Below are 22,306 nucleotides of genomic sequence, written 5' to 3' on the forward strand. Positions count from 1 at the left end.
TTTTATTGCATGTTTACCGGAATCATAGAAACCTTAGGAAAAATCGAACGTATCGAACATGAAAAAAGCAACATCCACTTTTATGTCAGCTCCCCGATCTCCAATGAATTTAAAATAGATCAGAGCGTAAGCCACAATGGTGTATGCCTAACGGTCGTCGGATTGGATGATCAGGTACACAAGGTAACAGCGATTGATGAAACCTTACAAAAAACCAATCTGGCACAGTTGAAAACCGGAGATTTGGTTAACATTGAACGATGTACTTTAGCTGGCGGAAGATTTGACGGACATATCGTCCAGGGGCACGTCGATCAGACCGCGACCTGTATCAAGAAGACAGATGAAAACGGTAGTTTTATTTTTACTTTTCAATACGATCCCAACAAACAGAATATCACGGTAGAGAAAGGATCCATCACCGTTAATGGTATCAGTTTGACTGTGGTCGATTCCCGTGATGATCGATTTTCTGTGGCGATCATTCCCTACACCCTCGAACACACCAATCTTCAGCAGGTTGAAGTAGGCTCGACAGTCAATATCGAATTTGATATTATTGGAAAATACGTCACAAAAATTATGGCGATGCGCGGCTAATTCAGCCCGAGCAATACTTACATGGATTAATATCAAATAATGGATAAGTCCATGTAAGTATCTGATATGCATCAAGATAATTGAGAAGAACCGTGAAAAATTTTGCTAGCGCCCTTATTAGCGGTCCAAAATAGGGTTTTACTCCAGATAATGTCCCTGACGGATAAGTAGTGCACGATATTTATTAAAGACGCTGGATTTGGATACAAAGCCCATATATTTGTTTTCATCCCCAAGTACAGGTAATATCCATGTGTCGTCCTTGTTCATCTTAGCCATGACAATTTCCATATTCTCATTGATCCCAACGGTATCATTTGGCTTCTGAGCCAATTTTTCAAATGGAGTATCCCCCCCTTCTACCTCTCCTAGCAGAACCGAAAACAGAAACTCACTATAGAGAAGCCCAATAAATTTACCTTCATGGCTCACCACGGGAAAAATATTGCGTTTGCTATGGATGATATCTGTCTGTCGGCTTTTAGGTGTCTCATCAGGACGTAAAATCACAAAATTTGTTTCCAGAACATATTTAATCCGCATCATGCTCAACACAGAACGGTCCTTGTCTTCGTAAGAAATTAAGTCGCCCGATTCAGCTAATACTTTTGTATAGATCGAGTGTTTTAATACAGCGCGGTTAATCAGATAAGAAATGGAACAGACCAGCATCAAGGGAACCATCAGTGTATAACCGCCCGTTACTTCTGCGATCAGGAAGATACCCGTTAACGGTGCATGCATAATACCGCTCAGCGCGCCCGCCATGCCAGCAACCACAAAATTCGGCACATTTAATTCCGCAATTCCGGTCAGATTTATACCGTACGAAAAGGCAAAACCCAAGAGGCCACCCATCACCAGGCTCGGCCCGAACACACCACCGTTTCCACCGCCATTCAATGTAAATAATGCGGCAAAAGATTTTCCAAATAAGGTCAGAACAGTATAGCCCAGCACGACTAATCCCATGTCTTTATAATCAGAAAACAAACTGTTTTTTACAATCGAGTTAAATTGTCCATTGAGAATCTGCTGAATCGTGATATAGCCTTCACCGTAAAGGGCAGGAAAGACAAAAATCATAAGCCCCAGGGATATTCCGCTTACCCAAACTTTGTTGTACGGATTTTTTATTCTTGAAAACCATTTTCCTACCGTACTGGAGACACGTGCAAAATAAATCGTATACAAGCCGATCAATACCGCCAATAACAAATAAAACAGCAACGCTGAGATCTGCCAGTCCGAATTGAATGTACTGAACAAAGGCTCACTGTACAGGAGCCGCGATACGACCGAAGCGAGCGCCGAAGAAATCAAAAGTGGAATAAAAACCGGAATGGAGAATTCGGGAAGCAATATTTCTATCGCAAAGATCATTCCCGCCAAGGGACTGTTAAACGCTCCCGAAATTCCCGCCGCCGCCCCACAGGCCAAAAGCATGGTGACCTCTTTATATTGCAGACCAAAAAAGCGGGCAATATTGGAACCAATTGACGAACCACCCAAAGCAACCGGAGCTTCCAATCCACAAGATCCTCCAAAACCTACCGTAATTGCCGAAGTGACAACCTGTGAATAGATATTGCTTGGATCCAATCGGCTACCCTTGCGGCTGATGGCATAGATAATAGGTGTAATACCATGTTCCATCTTCTTGCCCTTCAAAAATTTCCGGACAAAAAACACGCTCAGTAATATCCCGATTAATGGGAAAATCAAATAAACGGAATACTTAACCTTCCAATCAATGTCATCCTGAATTGTCGCCGCAATAAAATGCGTTAGTCTTTTTAAAACAGACGCCATCAGACCACCAACTATACCAACTAAAAAAGCTAATAGAATAATAAAGTTCCGGTTCGAAACTTTTTTCATCCGCCATTGATTGATCTGATCTATCTTCTTAAAAAAACGTACACTGAGATTTGCCATGTCTTCTTATTGAAAGCTCAACACTTCCTTTTTCTTTTTTGTTTTGAATTTATCGGGTACCACTGCTAATATTTCTTTTTCCAATGCTTGGATTGCATGCCGTTTAACATAATTCTGAGTCGTGACCAAAGATATTTCCCGCACAGGCTCCGGTGATTTGAAATACCGGATCTTATCCAGCTGCTCGTCCACGTAATCCGAAATTGAAAGCTCAGGCAATATTGTTATACCATCATTGATATCCACCATTCTTTTGAGGGTTTCCACGCTGCCGGTATTATATTCAAAACGTCCGGAGAGATCCTGATTATGTTTATGATGACAGATATTGAGCACCTGCCCACGCATACAATGTCCTTCATTGAGCAGCCAGAGCTTGTCATCAGCAATATCATCACCACTTAACACTTTTTTTGAAAACAAGGGACTATTTTCAGAGATATAAGCGACAAAATTTTCATAAAATAAAGGCGATTCTAATATGCCCGGATCATTTAACGGTGTCGAAAGCACACCACAATCCAAAAGACCAACTTTCAGTTCATGAACTATACGTTCGGTCGTATATTCCCAGATCTGCAATTGTAGCTTAGGATACTTTTCCATAAAAGTTGCCAGTACTTTGGGCAGCAGATATGGCGCAATTGTCGGAATAACCCCAACTTTTAACGTCCCCTCGATCTCGCCCTTTTTATCCTGTACAATCTCATTGATTTTCCGGCTCTCGGTCAAGACCAATCTAGCCTGGAGAATAATTTTCTCCCCAATTTCAGTAGGTACGACAGGCTGGCGGCTCCGGTCAAAGATTTTGGCTCCCAACGATTCCTCCAGTTTCTGGATCTGCATACTTAATGTCGGTTGTGTCACAAAACACTTTTCAGCTGCAGCGACAAAACTACGATAAGTATCAACAGCAATGATATATTCCAATTGGATTAAGGTCATGTTAAAATCTTTAAAAGCGCAAAATTACGAATACTCCTGTAAAACGATGGCAAATACACCATATTTTAAGACTTGACCATTGCCCGCGCTATCATATAATACAATAAATACCTTGCCAAAAAGCTGTAATTGTCCTGTAATTATGACAATAGTTGACAGAAAAGTCGAATCATCAAAAAGCTTTTCTTAAATTTGGAGATTTACAACAGTTGACATTTAAGAATCCTATGAAGTTTAGACATCATACTACAATTGCATTGGCACTATTGTTATCCGCTACAAATGTCCCGCTTGGTAAAGCAAATCCAGACGAAGGGATGTATCCGCTGAGTGACCTGAATAGAGCCGGATTAAAAAAAGCCGGACTAAAGATCAGTGAAAAGGACATTTACAATCCCGGTCAAGTTGGATTGGTGGACGCTTTGGTTCAGGTCAGCGGATGTACTGGATCTTTCGTTTCCAATCGCGGCTTGATCATTACCAATCATCACTGTGCGTTTTCAGCCGTTCAATTGGCCAGTACTGCCATCAACAATTATCTTAAAAATGGTTTTGTGGCACAAAATCAGGAACAGGAGATTGAAGCAAAAGGATTAAAAATAAGAATTACAGATTCATACGAAGATGTATCGGCCAAAATATTAAATGCTGTAGCTAATATCAGCGATCCAGTCGAACGCATCAATACGATCAAAAGAAAACAAGAAGAACTTGTTAAACAGGCCGAAAAAGAAGATCCAACGATCAAAGCCGAAGTCTCCGAAATGTTCATCGGCAAGAGCTACGTGCTGTTTCGCTACAAAACGATCGAAGATGTTCGTCTGGTGTATATTCCACGTCAAAATATTGGTGAGTTTGGAGGTGAGACCGACAACTGGGTATGGCCACGCCATACGGGCGACTATTCATTCCTTCGAGCCTACGTTAGTAAAGATGGAAAATCAGCACCCTTTTCGAAAGATAATGTGCCTTACCAGCCAAAAAAACACCTGAAAGTCAATCCAAATGGCGTGAAAGAAAATGATTTCACCTTTATCTTGGGTTATCCGGGCAAAACATTCCGACACCGTCCCGCACAGTATATCAAATACCAACAAGATTATTTATTACCCTATGTTTCTAATCTGTACGATTTCCAGAATAGGCAAATGGAAGAAGCAGGTAAAGACAATACGGATATCGCACTCTCTCTGGCAACACGGATCAAACGTAACGCCAATGTGCTCAAAAATTACCGCGGTAAGCTAAAAGGGCTGCGTGGTATAGACCTTCTCTCAACCAAAAAGCAAGAAGATGAGGCCCTAGCCGCATTTATTTTAAGCAAACCGGAACTTAAAGATAAGTATGGCAATCTGTTGAACGATATCGCTGCCTACTACCAGGTCAGTGATCAAGATGCGTTGAAAGAGCTCTGGATTAATAATATTTACAACAGCACCAGTTTACTGAAAGTCGCCCGGGATCTGAATACCTTAAAAGTTGCAATGCGTAAAGAGCGATCTCCACAAATGGCTAAACAGTTGTTTGATTACAATGTTGAACAGCTTAAAAAGAGCATCCAGGAAACTTATGAAAGCTACAACAAACAGGCTGACGAACGTATTTTTGGGAAAATGCTTGCCGACGCTGCCGCTTTTCAGGGAAAAAATCAGATTATGGCAGTTCAAAAACTTCAATTGAATAACGAATCAGCCAATAACTTTGCGACACAAATCATCAATGGCAGTAAATTAGCTGATCAAAACTATATTTTAAATACAGTTTTGGCCAATGCAAACGCCTTACAGCAATTTGATGATAAGCTGCTGGCTTTTCAAAATGAACTGAATAGCGATATTGTCATCTTCGCTGCTGAACAGGAAAGACGTGAAGGTGTCCTCAACAAACTGATGGGTGACTATGTTGCTGTAAAGGAAATCTTTCAGGCCAAAAACTTCGTTCCGGATGCCAATTCCACCCTGCGTTTAACCTATGGGCACATCAAGGGATATGCTCCTGCAGATGCCACCTATATGAAACCTTTCACGACCATTGAAGGAATTATTCAAAAAGGAAACCTCGGTCTGCCCGAATTTGACTATCCGCAGGAAATCAAGACCGCTTATCTCAATAAAAACTTCGGTCCGTACCTCAAGAAAGACTTAGGATCGGTTCCTGTCAATATACTGTATGATATGGATACCACGGGCGGTAACTCCGGCTCCCCCATCATGAACGCAAATGGTGAGTTGATAGGTGTAAACTTTGACCGTGCTTACGATGCCACAATTAACGATTTTGCTTGGAATGAAAGCTATAGCCGATCCATTGGTGTGGATATCCGTTATGTGCTTTGGGTAGCTGACAAAATTGATAATGCAAATTTTATCTTAAAGGAAATGGGTATATAACCATACCCACTTCACCGCAAAGTACCTCCCAATAAAAAAGCACCTGAATCAATTGTTCAGGTGCTTTTTACAAGCAGCATATAACCAATTTAGTTCAATAGTACGTTATTCTCCTGGCAGACTCAGCAGTACCTGTTTCAATCTGTTTAACCCCTCCTGTAAAACAGTCCTGGCACAGGCAATATTCAGACGGATAAAAAAATCACTTCCCTTACCGTACATGGCACCAACATTCACCTGTAAATGAGCATCCTCTAGCAACATCTGTCCCAGCTTTCGGCTAGGGATTTTCATAGCCGTACAGTCTATCCAGACCAGATAAGTCCCTTCCAACGGAACAACTTTCAACGCTGGCAAATGCTCATCCATAAAATTTTTTAAATAACAATAGTTATGATGGATATAGGCCAGCACTTGTTGCAACCAGTCCTCACCGTGTTGATAAGCAGCAATTAGCCCCGTGATCGCAAATGGACTTATACTTGCAATCTCATTGACCAGAAAAGCATGCTGCACCTTCTTGTTCAGCAGCGGATCTGCTACAATGACAGTGGCAACTTGTAACCCGGCCAGATTAAAGGTTTTGCTTGGTGCAATGCAGGTTATCGTATTCGCCAGGAAGGCCGAATTGATCGTTCCGAAAGGAATATGCTGATGTCCTTCAAAAACCAGGTCGCAATGGATTTCATCCGAGACAACAAGAACATCATGCTTGAGGCAGATTTCACCAAGGCGTTCAAGCTCCGCCCTGGTCCATACCCTACCCGCAGGATTGTGTGGACTGCAGAGGATAAAAAGTTTTACTTTTGGATCGCTCGCTTTAGCTTCGAAGTCTTCGAAGTCTATCGTATATTGTCCATCTTGGTACCGTAGGTCATTAGAAACTACCTCACAGCCATTGCGTTCGATAGATGAAAAAAAACAGTGATACACAGGTTCCTGAATAAGCACTTTGTCTCCAGTTTCGGTCAATGCTGCAACAATAGCCGACAGAGCCGGCACAACACCCAAAACCGGAAGTATCCATTCGCGCTGCAATGGAAAACCATGTTTACGTTTAGACCAGTCTGATACCGCTTCATAAAAAACATCCGGAACTTTCGCATAGCCATAAACGCCATGTTGAACACGTTCGGTCAGCGCCTCCATAACCTGCCTTGAAACAGAAAAATCCATGTCAGCAACCCAAAGCGGGATTAAATCAACATAGTCCTGCTGGTTCCATTTTACGGAATCGGTGCCCCTACGGTCGATTATTTTATCAAAATTGTAGATCATTAAGCAATTTACTCAAAAATAGAACGTATTGCCAATAAAATCATTGGGAAAAATTGCTTACCAAAATGATTAAATTCAGCTCAAAACACAATGCATACCCCTCGGCAAAAAAACTACAGATCGGTAAAGTGAACTATTGGCAAAAGTTACCGCTAATTAGAGCAACTTCAGTGGCAAACATAAATTAAGACAGTGCAAGACAAAGGGAAAGATTATATTTACATTAAATTTAGGAACGAATATGGCCAGGAGCAATTTTTCATGGAAAGATAGAATCCGAAGTTTTAGTCATGCCTTCAACGGATTAAAAATTGTTGGGCAAGAAGAACATAATTTCAGGATACACCTCGTTGCAGCAATTTTAGTAATTATACTTTCCTGTCTGCTCCGAATCAGCCGTTATGAATGGCTGGCCATTATTCTTTCCATCGGTTTTGTTCTCGTTTGTGAATTGCTTAATACCGCCATCGAACACATCGCTGATTTTATCTGCCAGGAAAAAAATCCCAGCATCAAAAAAATCAAGGACATTGCCGCGGCAGCGGTTCTGCTAAGCAGTCTAATGGCCTTGCTGATCGGACTGATCATATTTATCCCAAAATTCCTATCAATGAGCTCATTGTCTCAGTTTTTCTAAAACAAATTTCTGATCATACACCAATTTGTCCGGAGCAACAAATGACATCTTATCGCCTTTATCTTCCATTGCACCATACCCTTCAACGACGCGGTTTTTACCAAATTTGAAAGCTACCTGACGGATGGATTGCTGTCCCTCGGAGGAAAAGGTATAGTCTGCCAATAAAATGCTGTCTTTAAGCACACCATCTATATGTCCTATATTTCGGTCTTTCTCTTTCCAGATGTAATTGAGATCGCCATGTACTTTATCGCCATCAATAGCGATTGTTAACGAAATTGTATCTCCATTTTTGAGGTATTGATAAGTTCCATTTTCAGCAACTGTTGCTGTAGCACTTGTGGTATCTGATCCCATTTGTACATGGTCACTTTGCTTTTTTCCGGTTTGCTGACAGGCAGTGGCAAAAACCAGTAATGACAATCCAAAATTGATTATTTTCATGTGAATAATTTCTTTTAAAGTATGCAGCTAAAGCTGATGAAATACGCGTTGGGGAAAGTCTGTTCATACCACGATCGAAACTGCGGAACAGCTTATATCCTCTACCTTTGTTTATTAATATGAATAGCAATCAAAACAGTATATTGTTTTAAATAACTAGCATTTAATATTTTGGAATTAAGAAAACAAAAATCACACCAATATTGTTTATAAGTTATAATGCGATAAAAGATTAAAAATAAACAATTTAGTAACAATAAAATTATCCCTAGCGTATTGTAAAGCTAATTTTTATTAGTAAATTGTACTCTATAAAATTCAGGAATTCTTAACCAATATTAGTATGAAAGATGTAAGCTTTAAGAAATTTGATAGTGGGTGTACATCCCTCACTAAATTATCCATTGAAACAGATTTGGCTATTATTGTTAAAGAGAACGTTTCTATTTCTTCGGAATCGAAAATAGAAAAGCTTCGACGCTGTAAAGAAGAGTTATTGAAAAGCCTTTGGTTCGTTCAGCGCCAGTGTTGATCTCTAATTCATTAAGTTAATAGTCCGAACATTTTTTCTTGAAACAGAAAGCCTCCCCAACTATAATTTGCATTGGAGAGGCTTTTTTATGATGGATTAAGCGTTTTGTTCAGCATTATCAGAGCGATTTCAAATGCTTATAGTTTGATTTGATGGTATCCCAGACTTCTTCAAAGTTACCTGAAAGCATCAATTTCGCCATACTTTCAGTCATTCCCTTCATTTGGCTAAAGGAAATTTTAGGAGGCATGGCCAAGGCATTTGGACTGGTATAAATATCAATAAGCACAGGTTCATCCGTTATGCGAAATGCTTCACTGAGCACACCATCGACCGCTTCGGGTTGAGTCACGGTAAATGCGCGAATTCCCATCGCCTGTGCGACCAGGGCAAAATCAGGATTAACCATATTGGTTTCCTGATCCTTCAAACCGGCTACCTGCATCTCCAGCTTGACCATCCCAAGCGAACGGTTATTGAATACGATCAGTTTTATTGGCAGATTGTATTGTTTTATCGTAGCCAAGTCCCCGAGCAGCATCGAAAGACCTCCATCACCGCAGAACGCGATAATCTGTCTTTCAGGATGTGTCAATGCTGCACCAATTGCCATCGGCATAGCATTTGCCATGGATCCATGATTAAATGATCCAAGCATCTTGCGATCCCGCCGCTGATTGATATAGCGTGCCCCCCAAACACAGGACATTCCCGTATCCAGCAAAAATATTGCGTCGTCGCTTGCCTTTTGATCGATCATATGGGCTACAAATTCTGGTTGAATAGCACATTCACTGCCCGAATCATCCACATAGATCATTAAATCCTCTTTTACTTTTTCGTAAGCTGCCAATTGTTTTTCAAGAAAACTTGAATCGCTTCTTGCCTCCACAAATGGTAAGACAGCTTTCAGCGTGTGCTCAATATCACCGACCAGACCATAATCCACGATTGACCGTCGGCCGAGTTTCTCCCCTTCGATATCTATCTGAACAATCGTTTTATTGGTAGGTATAAAATCCTTATAAGGAAAATCTGTTCCCAATAACAGGATCAGATCGGAATGGTGCATACTCTGAAAGGCCGACGCAGTTCCCAAAAGTCCCGTCATACCGATTTCATTGGGATTGTCCCGTTGGATATCCAGTTTAGCCTTAAACGAATAGCCTACCGGTGCATGAATTTTCTGGGAGAGCTGAACAATCTGTTGCTGCGCATTCTTAGCACCAACACCACAGAATAAAGTCACTTTTTCTGCCTGATTGATATATTGTGCCAAACGGCCAATTTCCAGATCAGAGGGTCTGATCTGTGGCTGTGTAAAAAACACTTTTGAAGAAGTATTCATATGAACGGATTCCATTTCGGAAACATCTCCCGGTAAGCCGATGACAGCAACATCGCGTTTGGAAATCGCTTGCTGTAATGCATTTTGAACCATACGCTGCACCTGTTCCGGGCGGGTAATCATCTGATTATAACAAGAGCAGTCGTCAAACAATTTAATCGGATTGGTTTCCTGGAAATAGTCTGTACCAAACTCATAGGTGGCACAGGTCGAAGCAATTACCAACATCGGAACACGTGTCTTATGCGCCTCGTAAACGCCATTGATCAGGTGGACATGTCCCGGACCACTGCTTCCCGCACAGCAGGCGATTCCATGTAAATCTGCTTCCGCTGTCGCGGCAAATGCGCCAACCTCCTCATGCCTAACATGTATCCATTGCATGGTTCCGTCCTCATGAACAGCCTCATTGAAAAAATTTAAACTATCTCCTGTTACGGCATAAATACGTTTGATTCCCGCATCTTTTAAAATACCAACGATTTGGTGTGCTACATTTTTCATACCCATATAATGATTTAAGAAGTTGATAATGCGACGATGTATTAATCATGCGACCGCCTTCTTATAACAACAATATTGGGAAACAATGGTTTTGGATATTCTGCCATTGCGCGAAAAAGATAAATGGCGCCGGACTGACCGTTTTTCAGACCGAAACCACAAATTGAGCATCAGGGCTCAAAGAAAAAAATCAAAAAAAAAGCTGCCCCAATACGATAAAGGGGCAGCCGGTACATCCAAATGTCCTGTGAGCTGTTTATTTGATCTGACTGGATAATGCATTGACAAACGCCTTCGCATCATTGAGGTCTTTATTCCAGTCCGCATAACGTTTGGACTTATTTAATTTGGCAATTTTGGCATTCAATTTTGCTAAATTTGATGCATCATTCGCCTCTTCTAATTTCGCTTTCAGGATACCGACTTTTGTATAATCCTGAATACCTTCCAGCATACGCTCGTAGCGAATTGAACTTCGTCCCTGCGGATAAACAATATAAGTATCCCCCGCCGGCCATGTCCGAAATCTCGAATCCCTTAAAGGATCAACTACCCAAGAATTAAAGGCCCAACGCAATGCTCCGTCAAAACCTGCAGCAAGCGCATACCAGGCCATATAAGTAGACTCCGCAGGATCAGAAAAGGTAAATTGATTCGGGAATTCATCCGAACAGCAAACATAAAATGTTGTGATATAACCCTTTTTACGTCGTTCGATAAGATCATTATGGTCAAAAGGATCGCCCACAGCTACGCTAATATCTGTACTTTTTTGATAGCGTTGGTAGCTTTTATGATTATCTGCAAACGCAATTCCAAATTCAGGGGCCACCCGCTCCAACAGCGCTACCGCTGGATCCATCTCCTCGCGGCTCCTTTCGTCCATTGCGATATTGGTAATCTTCAGCCAGCCTTTAGCACTGACATGCTTGCTAAAATCCTTTAAAAAAGGTGTCCACAACTCCTCAAACACCGGTGTTCCTGGTTTCGCAATGACATTCACAAGTTCATTTTTTGCTTCATCGAAATAATGAACTTCATTATTCCATGGCAATAAAGAGTAACAATTGATTTGTTTATTGACCCCTAAGTCCATCATAAATTGCACCCACCTGTCAAACACAGCATAATCATAGCTCCAGGAGCCATCTTTCGCTTTCTTCCAGCTGATCATATCTGCATAAGGGTCATAGGTCTGTACATTCCAGGCATCTTTATTAAGTGTTGCCGTTATCACTTTCTGTCCCGCTGCCGCAAGCTGTTTCATTGTTGGCTTTAAGGCTTCAAAATGCTCGTCGCTCCACATCTTAACATTGTTGACACGGGCCACGGCCGATGGATGCTGCCATTGATCCAAATGAAATGACCATTGTGAGGCTGGTGGCAAAACCTGATTTTGAACATTCACGGTCAATATCAAGTTCTGCTTCACCTTACCTTTTTGTTTAACGGCAATTGTCGTTTTATATTGACCCGCAGTAGCTCCGGAAGGTATTTTGACCGTAATCCACACAGGGCGGACACGCTTCGCTTCGAGATCATAACTTTTCAGATCGTCCAACATATCCGCAGAAAGGGAAGCTTTAAAATCTTCAGGCTTACGATGACCACAGCCACTCGCAAATTCGTCTGTCATCACATAACGAACGAATCGTGCCTGAATTGCATCTGCACCAATAGATTTTCCATTACCTGCTTTTAGTTCACCCGGCGCAACAACAACATCTGCTGTTGCAGCATTGGTCCATAGAAGTACCTGAGCAGATACTTGTTCTCCTTTCCAGGCATCCAATGTAGCACTGTGCTGAACAGTAACATTGGGATTCACTGACTTTGGATAACGTTTATCTATGGATACAAATGAAGCATGCAGACCTGCTTTAACATTCGACCAGTTAGAAAGCGTATCCTTTGTCGGATCTGCCATTTCAGTAAAAGTTGTCCCCACGGCATAACGCTCCTGAGAATAAACCTGATTATTGCCGCAAAATAATAGACATGCGAATGCAATAGTAGAATAAATAGTAGTTTTAGGCATAACAGTTGTAATTAACAAAAAAAGCAAACATTTTCTGTTTGCTTTAAAAATACTAAAATTTTATTTATCCCCACTTAACTTTGTTCAAAAATTCTAGAAAGTGCTGTATAAAGTTCGGGATGGTTCTTTTGAAATTTTGCCGGATTTTCAAAAAAATATTCGGAAGCAACAGCAAAAAATTCTCCGGGATTAGTCATGCCGTAAGTGTCAATATCGGATCTATCTTCTTTGATCTTGTTAATTTCCTCCCGTATTAAATTCATGAAAGGAATTATGGCAGCCTTATCCAATAAATAAGTTGGAACGCCATCTACTGTACCATCTGTTTTGTCAATGAGATGCACAAATTCGTGGATCGCGGTATTCTGTCCGTCATTTGGATTTTCAAAACCATATTCCAAAGCCGATTTGGATAGAATCATCTGTCCATTCATAGCGCCCTCACCTACCATGCCCATAATATTCCGGTCTGCATGTCCTTCGAACTGGTAATCTGCATTAAAGTGTGATGGGTAGACCATAATATTGGTCAAGTTGGGATAAGTCCATTTCTTAAAGGCAAATATCGGAATAATGGCGCTCGCAGCAATGAGCATATAATCTTTCAATTCCAGGGTTACTCCCACGCCTTCAATCTTGACCGTATCCAAAAATGCCAGACAGCGCGTTTCAAACTCCTGTTTATCGGCAACCGAAAGGTGACGATAGTAGGCCACCTCCTGTTCCAGGATGTTTTTCCCCTCATCACTCAAAACACGTTTAATTGCCGTATTATTTTTAGCCGTACGGTTCAATAGGTAATAGACAACATAAATCACTACTGGTATGAGCAGTATAATAAAAATCTTTTCCAACATATTATTTTATCTTTATCCAACGTGGGTCTCTGGCTTGCAAATTACGCAAAAAGCCTTTAAAATGAGATGTACCAAATAAGATTAAAATTTTCTGCTGAGGGGCATCAGCCACCAGGGAAGCTAGATTTTCTTCTCTTTGCTGCATAACAAACTCTTTGTCAAACTTGTTTTTGAGCGCTGTTTTTATCGGTTTGCAGCTATAGGGTGCATTTAGTGGGGTATTATAGTCGCAGGCATCCAGCTGTATGGTACCATAACGGAATTCAAAATCATCAAGTAATTTGTTTTTAGGAATATCAGCGTTGACAGCAGTTTCATAGTTGACCAGAAAAAAAGAATAATCCGGCTGGCTGATAATACGCTGTCCCAGTTTCCGGTACAAAGGAGCTCTCAATACGCGGGAGGTATCTCCGGGAGTCTCAATGCACTGCTGCAGTCCGAGCCGGTTACCGGTCAATTTTCTAAACTTGCGGTCATAAAGGTCGCGTTGTGCCGCGCTATCCACCTGATAGGCGATACTTTCATAAAAAACGACATATCCTGATTTTTGAAGAGAATCTACAGCAGTCTGTATCTGATCATAATATACGCGAGTCCCTAAATGCCGCATCGGAATGTAAATGATACGACGATCGCCGTTATGGAGTTCAAATTTCCGCGATGCATCCCGCAAAACGCCTGTACTCTGCACCATTAGGGAAGTATCACAGGCGGCCAGTGCGATCAACACAAAAAGAAGGGAGATAATCTGTTTTAACTGCATTTTTTTATTACAATAACACGCAATTATAACAATATATTATCTCCCTTGTTTAAATAAATTTATACTGTTGTCAGCCCGATGGTGGTACCACTTGGGATAACGGCATTTTTCTTGATAACCACGATGCCATCACAAACCGTGTAAGTCTGGTGGTTAGCATCCAATAAATGAGGACCGCCATTGATGCGAACATCATTTCCAATACGACAATTCTTATCCAGAATGGCATTTTCGATATAGCAACGTTCTCCTACTCCTACAATAGGCATATTTTTTCTTTTGGCTTCGTCCATATCCGAAAAGTCCTCGTAGTAGTCTGATCCCATCATATAGGTCCCGCGTACCACCGAACCGATACCGATACGCGAACGCACACCGATCACAGAACGGTCGATCTTATCGGCATGGATAATACATCCATCGGAAATAACGGAGTTAAGCAGGGTTGTCCCCGAGATCTTAGATGGTGGCAGCATCCGCGGTCGAGTAAAAACTGTATTTTTATCAAATAGGTTAAAGGCAGGGATATTATCAGTCAGTCCAATATTGGCCTCATAAAATGAGCCGATCGTTCCGATATCTGTCCAATAGCCTTCATATTGATAACTGAGCACTTTTATATTTTCAATCGCATCCGGGATAATCTCTTTTCCAAAATCCATCCCACTGTTTTCTTCCAGCAGACGTTTTAGTACACCTTTACTAAACACATATATACCCATGGATGCGAGGTATTCACGTCCCTCCGACTTCAAATGGTCGCTCACTTCTGAACTCCAGTCCACCAGCTGTTCCCGATTGGGTTTCTCTATAAACGAGGTAATGTGGTTGTGCTCATCCGATTTAAGAATTCCAAATCCTGTTGCATCTTTACCGTTGACGGGAATGGTCGCAATTGTCAAATCACCTTCATTCTGTACGTGGAAATCCACCAGCGCATCAAAATCCATCTGATAAAGCTGATCCCCCGACAAAATTAAGACATAATCATAATCTATGCTTGCCAGCTTCCTGAAGGATCTGCGTACGGCATCTGCTGTACCTTCAAACCATTTGTCACCATCATTGGTTTGTTCAGCCGCTAAAATGTCGACAAAACCCTTACTAAAAATACTAAAGTTGTACGTATTCTTAATATGCGAATTCAAGGAGGACGAATTGAACTGTGTCAACACAAAAATCTTATTGAATCCCGAATTGAGACAATTCGAGATGGGGATATCAACCAAGCGATATTTTCCTGCAATAGGAACAGCTGGTTTAGACCGTTGGTCGGTCAAAGGATACAGACGCGAGCCCCTTCCCCCGCCCAGAACGATAGCTACTACATTGTGATGTGACATATCAAATTAAATTAATTGGTTATATAGACTTATGTATTTTGCTGCGGATTTATCCCAGGAAAAATCCAAACTCATTATTTTGTGCTGGTTGTCCTCAAATTCAATCCTATTTTCATAGTATTCGACCGCCCGGATAACCGCCTTTCTGATTTCAGCCACCTCAAGCGACTCAAAACCAATGCCGTACCCATTGTTTTCCAAATCAATGACTGTATCTTTCAGACCACCCACACGGTGTACGATCGGCAAAGTGCCATATTTCATGGCATAAAGCTGATTGAGCCCGCAGGGTTCAACCCGCGAAGGCATCAAAAGAAAGTCTGCGCTTGCATAAAGCCAGTGCGCTAGATTTTCATCATAACCAAAGAACACATCAAAATTTTCTATCTTTTCATCCACGAGCATTTTTACCCGTGACTGAATTGCCGGATCCCCGGCACCTAATATAAATATACTCAATCTGTCCGAAAAATTTTCGGTCAAATCCAAAATTATATCCGGCAACAGATCTGCGCCTTTTTCGGTCGCAAAACGTCCTATAAAGACGAGCAAAGGGAGCTTCGGATCAATTTTATATTGCTGCGCCAATGCCTGCTTATTTTTAAGTTTACCGGCAAAGGCTGATGCAAGATCATAATTTTCAATCAAGGTATAGTCTTTATCCGGGCTCCAGATATCCCAATCAATTCCATTGACGATACCGACGGACTTGTGACGCTCATCATAAAACAGATGCTGGAGACCATTTGCCTCCACATAGAGTTCCTCAAGATACCCCTCCGAAACGGTCGTATAGGCGTCACAGCACTTAATCAATGCGGCAAGTGGATTGATCAGACCATCCCAATCCAAAAGTCCCCATTTCCAGCTGTCGAATCCGGGTAATAGAATTGCCTTGCTCCAATGCGTCCAGCCCTGGTATTGACCGTTGTGTACTGTCGCAACAGTCTTCACGCCGGAAAGGAAATTATACTCATTGCTATACTTCATCAGAAAAGGCATCAAGCCAACATGATGATCATGGCAATGCACAATATCCGGTACGATTGCTTTCGCTTTGAACCAGTTTAATACTGCATGCTGAAAAGCTATAAACTGCTCTCCTTCGTCCGGATAACAGTAGACCTCCTGACGATCCAGTTTACCCGGTATTTTTATTAAATAGAGTTCAAAACCAAGTGTGTTTTCCTTTTCTTTAAAAACAGAATAGTTCAATAATTCAGACCCTTGATAAAAAGTTCCCTCTTGAATTACATCAAAGGAATGCTCCCTAACAAATGGGCGATCATACCAGGGCATGATCACCGCCGCTTCCACCCCAAGTTTAGTTTGATACTTGGGCAGTGCACCAACGACATCCGCGAGACCACCAACCTTGGCGATTGGGTAACATTCAACACTTAAATGAAATACTTTCATCTGTACATATTTTTTTTCCATCGCTCAGATGGAACCTATCCTATTAAAATTTACTTCACCAACTTCTCCGGTCATGGATGCATCGCCCTATACAGGGACACGTTCCGCAGACTTCACTGGAGTGGATTCTTTCCGATCCTGCTTACGTTTGAGGATATAGCCACCAAGCGGTGGAAGATCTACCTGAGCAGACTGCGCTCGATTCATCCAATGCAGTTGTTCACTTGCAACATGTTGGCTACAGATTCCTGAACCGAAATAATGGAGATCGTCTGAACTTAATACCACTTCCCATTCACCGGCATAAGGCAGACCTATTCGAAAATCTTCACGGACAACAGGCGTCAGGTTGATTACGATCACCGTGTCATCCCAAGAATCAAAAGCTTTACGCCAATAGACCAAAACCGAATTTTCCCGGTCGCCGGCATCTATCCATTCAAATCCAGATGCATCAAAAGCTTTTTGAAAGAGACTGGGCTGCTGCCGATACGTCGCATTTAAGTCTGCCACAAATTTTTTCATTCCCTGATGCGGCATAAATTCCAGCAGATGCCAATCGAGCGATTGATTCACGTTCCATTCAGACGTTTGGCCGAACTCGCCCCCCATAAACAGCAGTTTAGTTCCTGAAAAAGTATACATAAACAAGTATAAAGCCCTCAAATTGGCAAATTTTTGCCACTCATCACCGGGCATTTTATAAATCAGAGGCTGTTTTCCATAGACGACTTCATCATGTGACAAAGGGAGCATGAAATTCTCATGAAACGCATATACTGTAGCAAAAGTGATGCGATCATGATGGTATTTTCTATTGATCGGGTCTTCCTTAAAATAATCCAATGTATCATGCATCCACCCCATCATCCATTTCATTCCAAAGCCCAAACCACCGGCATAAGTTGGCTTACTCACCCCCGGCCAGGATGTGGACTCTTCAGCGATCGTCTGTACATCTGGAAAATGAGCATAAACAGCCTCGTTAAATTCTTTTAGGAAATGCACGGCCTCAAGGTTTTCATTACCACCAAACTCATTCGGAATCCATTCACCCGCATTTCGGCTATAGTCCAGGTATAACATCGAGGCCACAGCATCTACACGAAGCCCATCGATATGAAAGCGATCCAACCAATAGAAAGCATTGCTGATCAGAAATGAGCGCACTTCATTGCGTCCATAATTAAAAATATAGGACTGCCAGTCTGGATGAAAACCTTTCCGCGGGTCTTCATGCTCATAGAGACTCGTACCATCAAAACGAAAGAGTCCGTGGGCATCCCCCGGAAAATGTGAAGGCACCCAATCCAGTAGCACGCCAATACCCGCAGCATGTAATTCATCAATCAAGAACATCAGATCCTGGGCGGAGCCATACCGCGAACTTGCTGCAAAATAACCTGTAATCTGATACCCCCAGGAAGGATAATAGGGGTGTTCCATCAGCGGCATAAATTCCACATGTGTAAAATTCATTTCCTTAACATAAGCCACCAGCTGCACGGCGATCTCACGGTAATTTAACAGCGTTTCCGGGCTCTCCGGATCCCTTACCCATGACCCTAAATGCAGCTCATAGACCGACCAAGGTTGATCCAGTCTATTATTTACGATGCGTTCCTTCATCCAGTTGCCATCATTCCATTCATACCAGGTCGAATGGACAATGGAAGCCGTCTTAGGAGCCACCTCCCATCTGAATGCGAATGGATCACCTTTTTCCAGTTCCTCTCCCGATGAAGTCTGAATACAATATTTATAGGTTTCACCATTGGCTATTCCGGGAATAAATCCTTCCCAGATGCCACTGGTATCCCAACGGACATTTAAGGGATGACTCCCCTTGTCCCAAAAATTGAAGTTTCCCGTTACGGAAACGGATTTTGCATTTGGGGCCCAAACCGCAAAATAAACGCCTCTTTCACCCTCTACTTCCAGTTCATGCGAACCAAATTTTTCATACAGTTTGAAATGCCTGCCCGCCTGGAACAGTGCGACATCAAATTCCGAAAAAAGACTATGCGGTATTACTTGATTGGCCATGTTTAACCCTCGATCAATATGTTATCAAATTCACGTGCGACATTAATCCAATATCGCCCCTGTTCATCTTGTTGTACTTTTGTGTCTATTCCATCTGTTTTTACTTTTTTTACCCTAAACGGCAACCCGATCAATTGCAATTTATATTCTTCGTACCGCTCCGTAAATAATCCGTCACGGGTCTGTTTGATTGACAGGGAATCTTTTAATCCGGACACCGTAAAGCATTTCTCCAGATAAATATCCTGCTCATACGCGAAGGTATCACCATGGTCGGAATACACGTAAGAACGATGCACGCCCTCCGAAAAATAGATATTCAATTGCAGTTCCTCCACTTTCTTTTCTCCGGTATATTGCATGACGGGATATTCCGGAATAACGGATCCACCGCGAATAAATAGTGGCATTTCATCCAAAGGTGTTGCAATGGTATGTTCTTTGCCGCCCACGTATACCGCGTTATTGAAATAATAGAACCAATCTCCTGCGGGAAGGTAGACAATCTTGCTTTTCTGGCCGGGTTGCAACACTGGCGACACCAATATTTTATCGCCAAAACAGAACTCCTCTTCCCGCTGCCAATTGGTCGGAATATGCTGCTCAACCATTGAAATAGGACGTAAGATCGGATAGCCGTATTTGGTCTGTTCCCAAAAACAAGTGTAGATATATGGCAAAAGCTGATAGCGCAGCTCAATAAACTTTTTATTTATTTTTTCCCAATCTTCACCAAAGCTCCAAGGCTCGCGGTCACGAGTATCCCCGGCGGAATGTACACGCATAAATGGTGAAAAAACGCCAAACTGCATCCATCGCGTAAAGAGTTCACCATCCGGTTCCCCTGTAAATCCGCCGATGTCGGTTCCACAGAAAGACATTCCTGAGGTGGACAAGCGCTGCAACTGTAAAGTCCCTAATTTGAGATGTTCCCAGCTAGCCAAGTTATCTCCCGTCCATACCGATGAATAACGTTGTGTGCCGGCATAAGCCGCTCGTGTAATGGTAAATGGCCTTTTATTCTTATACAGTTTCTTCAGGCCGTCATAGGTAGCCCGCACCATCTGCATGCCGTATACATTATGTGCTTTTCGGTGCGAGCCGCGATGGCCGTCATATTGATGCCTGACATCATCCGGAAATGTCCCACGACCAAAAACTGCAGGTTCATTCATATCATTCCAAAAGCCCGCAACTCCGTCCTCCACCAGTCCCTGGTATAAAGTTCCCCACCACTGCCTAACTTCAGGGTTCGTAAAGTCAGGAAATTGACAGCGCCCGGGCCAAACAAATCCTTCCATAAAATAATCATCGCCCCGTCGACAGAAATATCTATTCTCCTTTCCTTCTCTAAATACCCAGTAGTTTTCGTCAACCTTAATTCCCGGATCAATCATAACCACGGTCTTAAAGCCCTCATTGGCAAGATCGGCAATCATTTTCTTCGGATTTGGAAAGTATTGCTTATTCCAGGTAAAACAGCGATATCCGTCCATATAGTCGATATCCAGGTAAATGGCATCACATGGAATCTGTCTTTTACGGAATTCTTCGGCCACCTTACGTACATTCGCTTCGGGGTAATAGCTCCATCGGCATTGATGGTACCCAATAGCCCATAATGGTGGTAAATAATGTGTGCCGGTCAAGGTATGGTACCTCCGGATTACATCAATAATATGGGGGCCATGAATATAATAATATTGCAATTCCCCACCCTCAGACCAAAAACTAGTCTTACCCTGATCTTCAGCGGCAAAGTCAAAATAGGTTTTAAAGGTATTATCAAAGAAAATACCATAGGCTTCCCCATCTTTCAACCCGATGTAAAAGGGGATCGTTTTGTACAAAGGATCCTGATCGTAAGCAAATGCATAGGTATCCGAATTCCAGTTTTTTAATCGCTTACCGCGGAGGTTAAGCTTGGTCGCCTTGTCGCCTAGCCCATAAAACGCTTCGTTTTCAAAAGCTATCTTTGTACTATAGACGTAATATCCGCCAAAATCCGGATTTTCCTCCCAATGCATAGGTGCCTGATCCGCATTAAACAATTTGCCGGCCCGATCCGAGAAAGAAATCAAAAAGTCTTCTTTATTGATCCGACAGGAAATCGTGTTCGTATGCACACTATAATGATCTTCTTCCTCTTTACACTGATGGATGCTGACGCGATGATCTTTCTTTGCCAGCGCATAGGAAAAGTCTTCTAAAAACGTTCCTTGTGGTGCCAATCGAACACGGACAATCTCATCAGTTACGATCTTAATCTCAACTGTTGCCTTACCGTCGGAAAAATAGTATGATTTATCGTTTTGGTTGTGGGATACAACATTTTCGAGGTATTTCTTTTCAATTTTGGGCAGATCCAATACCGGATTATTCACATGATGCATACTCTCCAAAGTACCATCATTTTCTTCCTCGTTTAGTGTGGTTTGATTTAGGTTGTCGTCTTCAAGCATAGCTGTATTATATTAAATGTTTCTGAAGGCTTAATTCCTCTTTAAGATAGAAAAATTATCCCGCGCCGACAACAAAACGTAAAAAAAAATCCCGACCCATCAGGATGGGCGGGATTTTTTTCAATAACCGTAGATGAATTGCTACATGCTACATAATGAAATGCGCGCGCAGCATCCAGGCCATCTTTTCATGTTTTTCCAATAGCCCAACCAAAAAGTCCTCCGTACCATTGTCTGCCGTTCCTTCGACTACAGCAATATCCGCACGAATCGACATCGCAATAGACTCATGATCTGTTAACAGTTCCTTATAATAAGACTGGCTATCGGTCTTTTCGGAAGTAGACTCTGTCAAACGTGTTAATTTCAGATATTTATCAAAGGAACCCACCGCATAATGGCCCAAGGTACGAACACGCTCCGCAACTTCATCAATCACTTCGGCCAGCTCATCGTATTGGGATTCCAAAAATAAATGAGCCGCATGAAAATCAGCTCCTTCGACATTCCAATGCGCATTGCGTGTTTTCATGTAGATAATATGTTCATCGGCCAATAAGACATTGAGCAATTTCGCAACTTTTTTTAAGTCTGCATCTTTAATTCCAATTGAAGTTTTCATATTGTGTTTATTTGTTAACTATAGCTTCTTCGCTTAGTTAAATTTACCCAAAAAAAGCAGGGAAAACAAAAAAAACGGCGTTAAAATGTCATTTCAATCGCATAATAACCGTATTTTTGCGAGCAAAATATTATTAG

16 protein-coding genes are annotated in these 22,306 nt (G+C 41.9%); 3 read left to right on the forward strand and 13 right to left on the reverse strand.

The genetic code is table 11. The annotated features are described in order from the left end of the window. Nucleotides 1-9 precede the first annotated feature (9 nt). Nucleotides 10-600: a riboflavin synthase gene (locus tag G6053_RS19645; RefSeq protein WP_165308072.1), complete on the forward strand. Its 591-nt coding sequence runs from the start codon at nt 10-12 to the stop codon at nt 598-600. A 138-nt stretch (nt 601-738) separates the two neighbouring features. Here G6053_RS19645 and G6053_RS19650 read toward each other — a convergent pair whose 3' ends face one another. Together G6053_RS19650 and G6053_RS19655 are read right to left on the reverse strand one after the other, a co-directional pair. Further along, nucleotides 739-2,538 carry a chloride channel protein gene (locus G6053_RS19650; protein WP_108633260.1) on the reverse strand — a complete coding sequence of 600 codons (1,800 nt, stop codon included), beginning with the start codon at nt 2,536-2,538 and terminating at the stop codon, nt 739-741. A 6-nt stretch (nt 2,539-2,544) separates the two neighbouring features. Then, nucleotides 2,545-3,483 carry a hydrogen peroxide-inducible genes activator gene (locus tag G6053_RS19655; RefSeq protein WP_108633259.1) on the reverse strand — a complete coding sequence of 313 codons (939 nt, stop codon included), beginning with the start codon at nt 3,481-3,483 and terminating at the stop codon, nt 2,545-2,547. A gap of 227 nt (nt 3,484-3,710) precedes the next feature. On the opposite strand from G6053_RS19655, the gene G6053_RS19660 reads away from it, so the two are divergent. Beyond that, the gene (locus G6053_RS19660; RefSeq protein ID WP_165308073.1) at nt 3,711-5,873 is read left to right on the forward strand and encodes a S46 family peptidase; all 2,163 of its coding nucleotides are present in this window, start codon (nt 3,711-3,713) and stop codon (nt 5,871-5,873) included. Nucleotides 5,874-5,978: 105 nt separating this feature from the next. On the opposite strand, the gene G6053_RS19665 is transcribed toward G6053_RS19660, so the two are convergent. Then, the gene (locus G6053_RS19665; RefSeq protein WP_165308074.1) at nt 5,979-7,151 is read right to left on the reverse strand and encodes a MalY/PatB family protein; all 1,173 of its coding nucleotides are present in this window, start codon (nt 7,149-7,151) and stop codon (nt 5,979-5,981) included. Between the two features lie 241 nt (nt 7,152-7,392). On the opposite strand from G6053_RS19665, the gene G6053_RS19670 reads away from it, so the two are divergent. Next, the gene (locus G6053_RS19670) at nt 7,393-7,788 is read left to right on the forward strand and encodes a diacylglycerol kinase family protein (RefSeq protein ID WP_165308075.1); all 396 of its coding nucleotides are present in this window, start codon (nt 7,393-7,395) and stop codon (nt 7,786-7,788) included. Here the strand turns inward: G6053_RS19670 and G6053_RS19675 are convergent. The 10 genes from G6053_RS19675 to G6053_RS19720 all read right to left on the reverse strand — a co-directional run bounded on the left by G6053_RS19675 (nt 7,768) and on the right by G6053_RS19720 (nt 22,169). After that, nucleotides 7,768-8,235, reverse strand: a complete 468-nt coding sequence (locus G6053_RS19675) for a hypothetical protein (RefSeq protein ID WP_165308076.1) — start codon at nt 8,233-8,235, stop codon at nt 7,768-7,770. The genes G6053_RS19670 and G6053_RS19675 overlap by 21 nt on opposite strands. Before the next feature lie 650 nt (nt 8,236-8,885). Beyond that, nucleotides 8,886-10,619 carry a thiamine pyrophosphate-dependent enzyme gene (locus tag G6053_RS19680; RefSeq protein WP_241254775.1) on the reverse strand — a complete coding sequence of 578 codons (1,734 nt, stop codon included), beginning with the start codon at nt 10,617-10,619 and terminating at the stop codon, nt 8,886-8,888. A gap of 256 nt (nt 10,620-10,875) precedes the next feature. After that, the gene (locus tag G6053_RS19685) at nt 10,876-12,657 is read right to left on the reverse strand and encodes a DUF4091 domain-containing protein (RefSeq protein ID WP_206531779.1); all 1,782 of its coding nucleotides are present in this window, start codon (nt 12,655-12,657) and stop codon (nt 10,876-10,878) included. 74 nt (nt 12,658-12,731) lie between these two features. Then, nucleotides 12,732-13,514, reverse strand: coding sequence for a M90 family metallopeptidase (locus tag G6053_RS19690; protein ID WP_241254776.1), 783 nt, complete (start codon nt 13,512-13,514; stop codon nt 12,732-12,734). A 1-nt stretch (nt 13,515) separates the two neighbouring features. Continuing rightward, nucleotides 13,516-14,277, reverse strand: a complete 762-nt coding sequence (locus G6053_RS19695) for a hypothetical protein (protein ID WP_165308077.1) — start codon at nt 14,275-14,277, stop codon at nt 13,516-13,518. A 59-nt stretch (nt 14,278-14,336) separates the two neighbouring features. Next, the gene (locus G6053_RS19700; RefSeq protein ID WP_108633253.1) at nt 14,337-15,620 is read right to left on the reverse strand and encodes a glucose-1-phosphate adenylyltransferase; all 1,284 of its coding nucleotides are present in this window, start codon (nt 15,618-15,620) and stop codon (nt 14,337-14,339) included. 6 nt (nt 15,621-15,626) lie between these two features. After that, nucleotides 15,627-17,039, reverse strand: a complete 1,413-nt coding sequence (locus tag G6053_RS19705; protein ID WP_165308078.1) for a glycogen/starch synthase — start codon at nt 17,037-17,039, stop codon at nt 15,627-15,629. An 87-nt stretch (nt 17,040-17,126) separates the two neighbouring features. Continuing rightward, a complete protein-coding gene (glgB, locus tag G6053_RS19710; protein ID WP_165308079.1) occupies nt 17,127-19,085 on the reverse strand; it encodes a 1,4-alpha-glucan branching protein GlgB in 1,959 nt (652 codons plus the stop codon). 2 nt (nt 19,086-19,087) lie between these two features. Further along, entirely contained in the window at nt 19,088-21,478 is a 2,391-nt protein-coding gene (locus tag G6053_RS19715; protein WP_241255022.1) for a glycoside hydrolase family 31 protein, read from the reverse strand. A gap of 217 nt (nt 21,479-21,695) precedes the next feature. After that, the gene (locus G6053_RS19720; RefSeq protein ID WP_108633250.1) at nt 21,696-22,169 is read right to left on the reverse strand and encodes a DNA starvation/stationary phase protection protein; all 474 of its coding nucleotides are present in this window, start codon (nt 22,167-22,169) and stop codon (nt 21,696-21,698) included. Nucleotides 22,170-22,306: the final 137 nt, after the last annotated feature.

This window comes from Sphingobacterium sp. DR205, from assembly GCF_011064245.1.
GTDB classification, from domain to species: Bacteria; Bacteroidota; Bacteroidia; order Sphingobacteriales; family Sphingobacteriaceae; genus Sphingobacterium; species Sphingobacterium athyrii.

Coding starts and splice junctions, on each gene's coding strand:
- G6053_RS19645 (WP_165308072.1), top strand. CDS start 10: ATGTTTACCGGAATCATAGAAACCTTAGGAAAAATCGAACGTATCGAA.
- G6053_RS19650 (WP_108633260.1), bottom strand. CDS start 2,538: ATGGCAAATCTCAGTGTACGTTTTTTTAAGAAGATAGATCAGATCAAT.
- G6053_RS19655 (WP_108633259.1), bottom strand. CDS start 3,483: ATGACCTTAATCCAATTGGAATATATCATTGCTGTTGATACTTATCGT.
- G6053_RS19660 (WP_165308073.1), top strand. CDS start 3,711: ATGAAGTTTAGACATCATACTACAATTGCATTGGCACTATTGTTATCC.
- G6053_RS19665 (WP_165308074.1), bottom strand. CDS start 7,151: ATGATCTACAATTTTGATAAAATAATCGACCGTAGGGGCACCGATTCC.
- G6053_RS19670 (WP_165308075.1), top strand. CDS start 7,393: ATGGCCAGGAGCAATTTTTCATGGAAAGATAGAATCCGAAGTTTTAGT.
- G6053_RS19675 (WP_165308076.1), bottom strand. CDS start 8,235: ATGAAAATAATCAATTTTGGATTGTCATTACTGGTTTTTGCCACTGCC.
- G6053_RS19680 (WP_241254775.1), bottom strand. CDS start 10,619: ATGAAAAATGTAGCACACCAAATCGTTGGTATTTTAAAAGATGCGGGA.
- G6053_RS19685 (WP_206531779.1), bottom strand. CDS start 12,657: ATGCCTAAAACTACTATTTATTCTACTATTGCATTCGCATGTCTATTA.
- G6053_RS19690 (WP_241254776.1), bottom strand. CDS start 13,514: ATGTTGGAAAAGATTTTTATTATACTGCTCATACCAGTAGTGATTTAT.
- G6053_RS19695 (WP_165308077.1), bottom strand. CDS start 14,277: ATGCAGTTAAAACAGATTATCTCCCTTCTTTTTGTGTTGATCGCACTG.
- G6053_RS19700 (WP_108633253.1), bottom strand. CDS start 15,620: ATGTCACATCACAATGTAGTAGCTATCGTTCTGGGCGGGGGAAGGGGC.
- G6053_RS19705 (WP_165308078.1), bottom strand. CDS start 17,039: ATGAAAGTATTTCATTTAAGTGTTGAATGTTACCCAATCGCCAAGGTT.
- glgB (WP_165308079.1), bottom strand. CDS start 19,085: ATGGCCAATCAAGTAATACCGCATAGTCTTTTTTCGGAATTTGATGTC.
- G6053_RS19715 (WP_241255022.1), bottom strand. CDS start 21,478: ATGCATCATGTGAATAATCCGGTATTGGATCTGCCCAAAATTGAAAAG.
- G6053_RS19720 (WP_108633250.1), bottom strand. CDS start 22,169: ATGAAAACTTCAATTGGAATTAAAGATGCAGACTTAAAAAAAGTTGCG.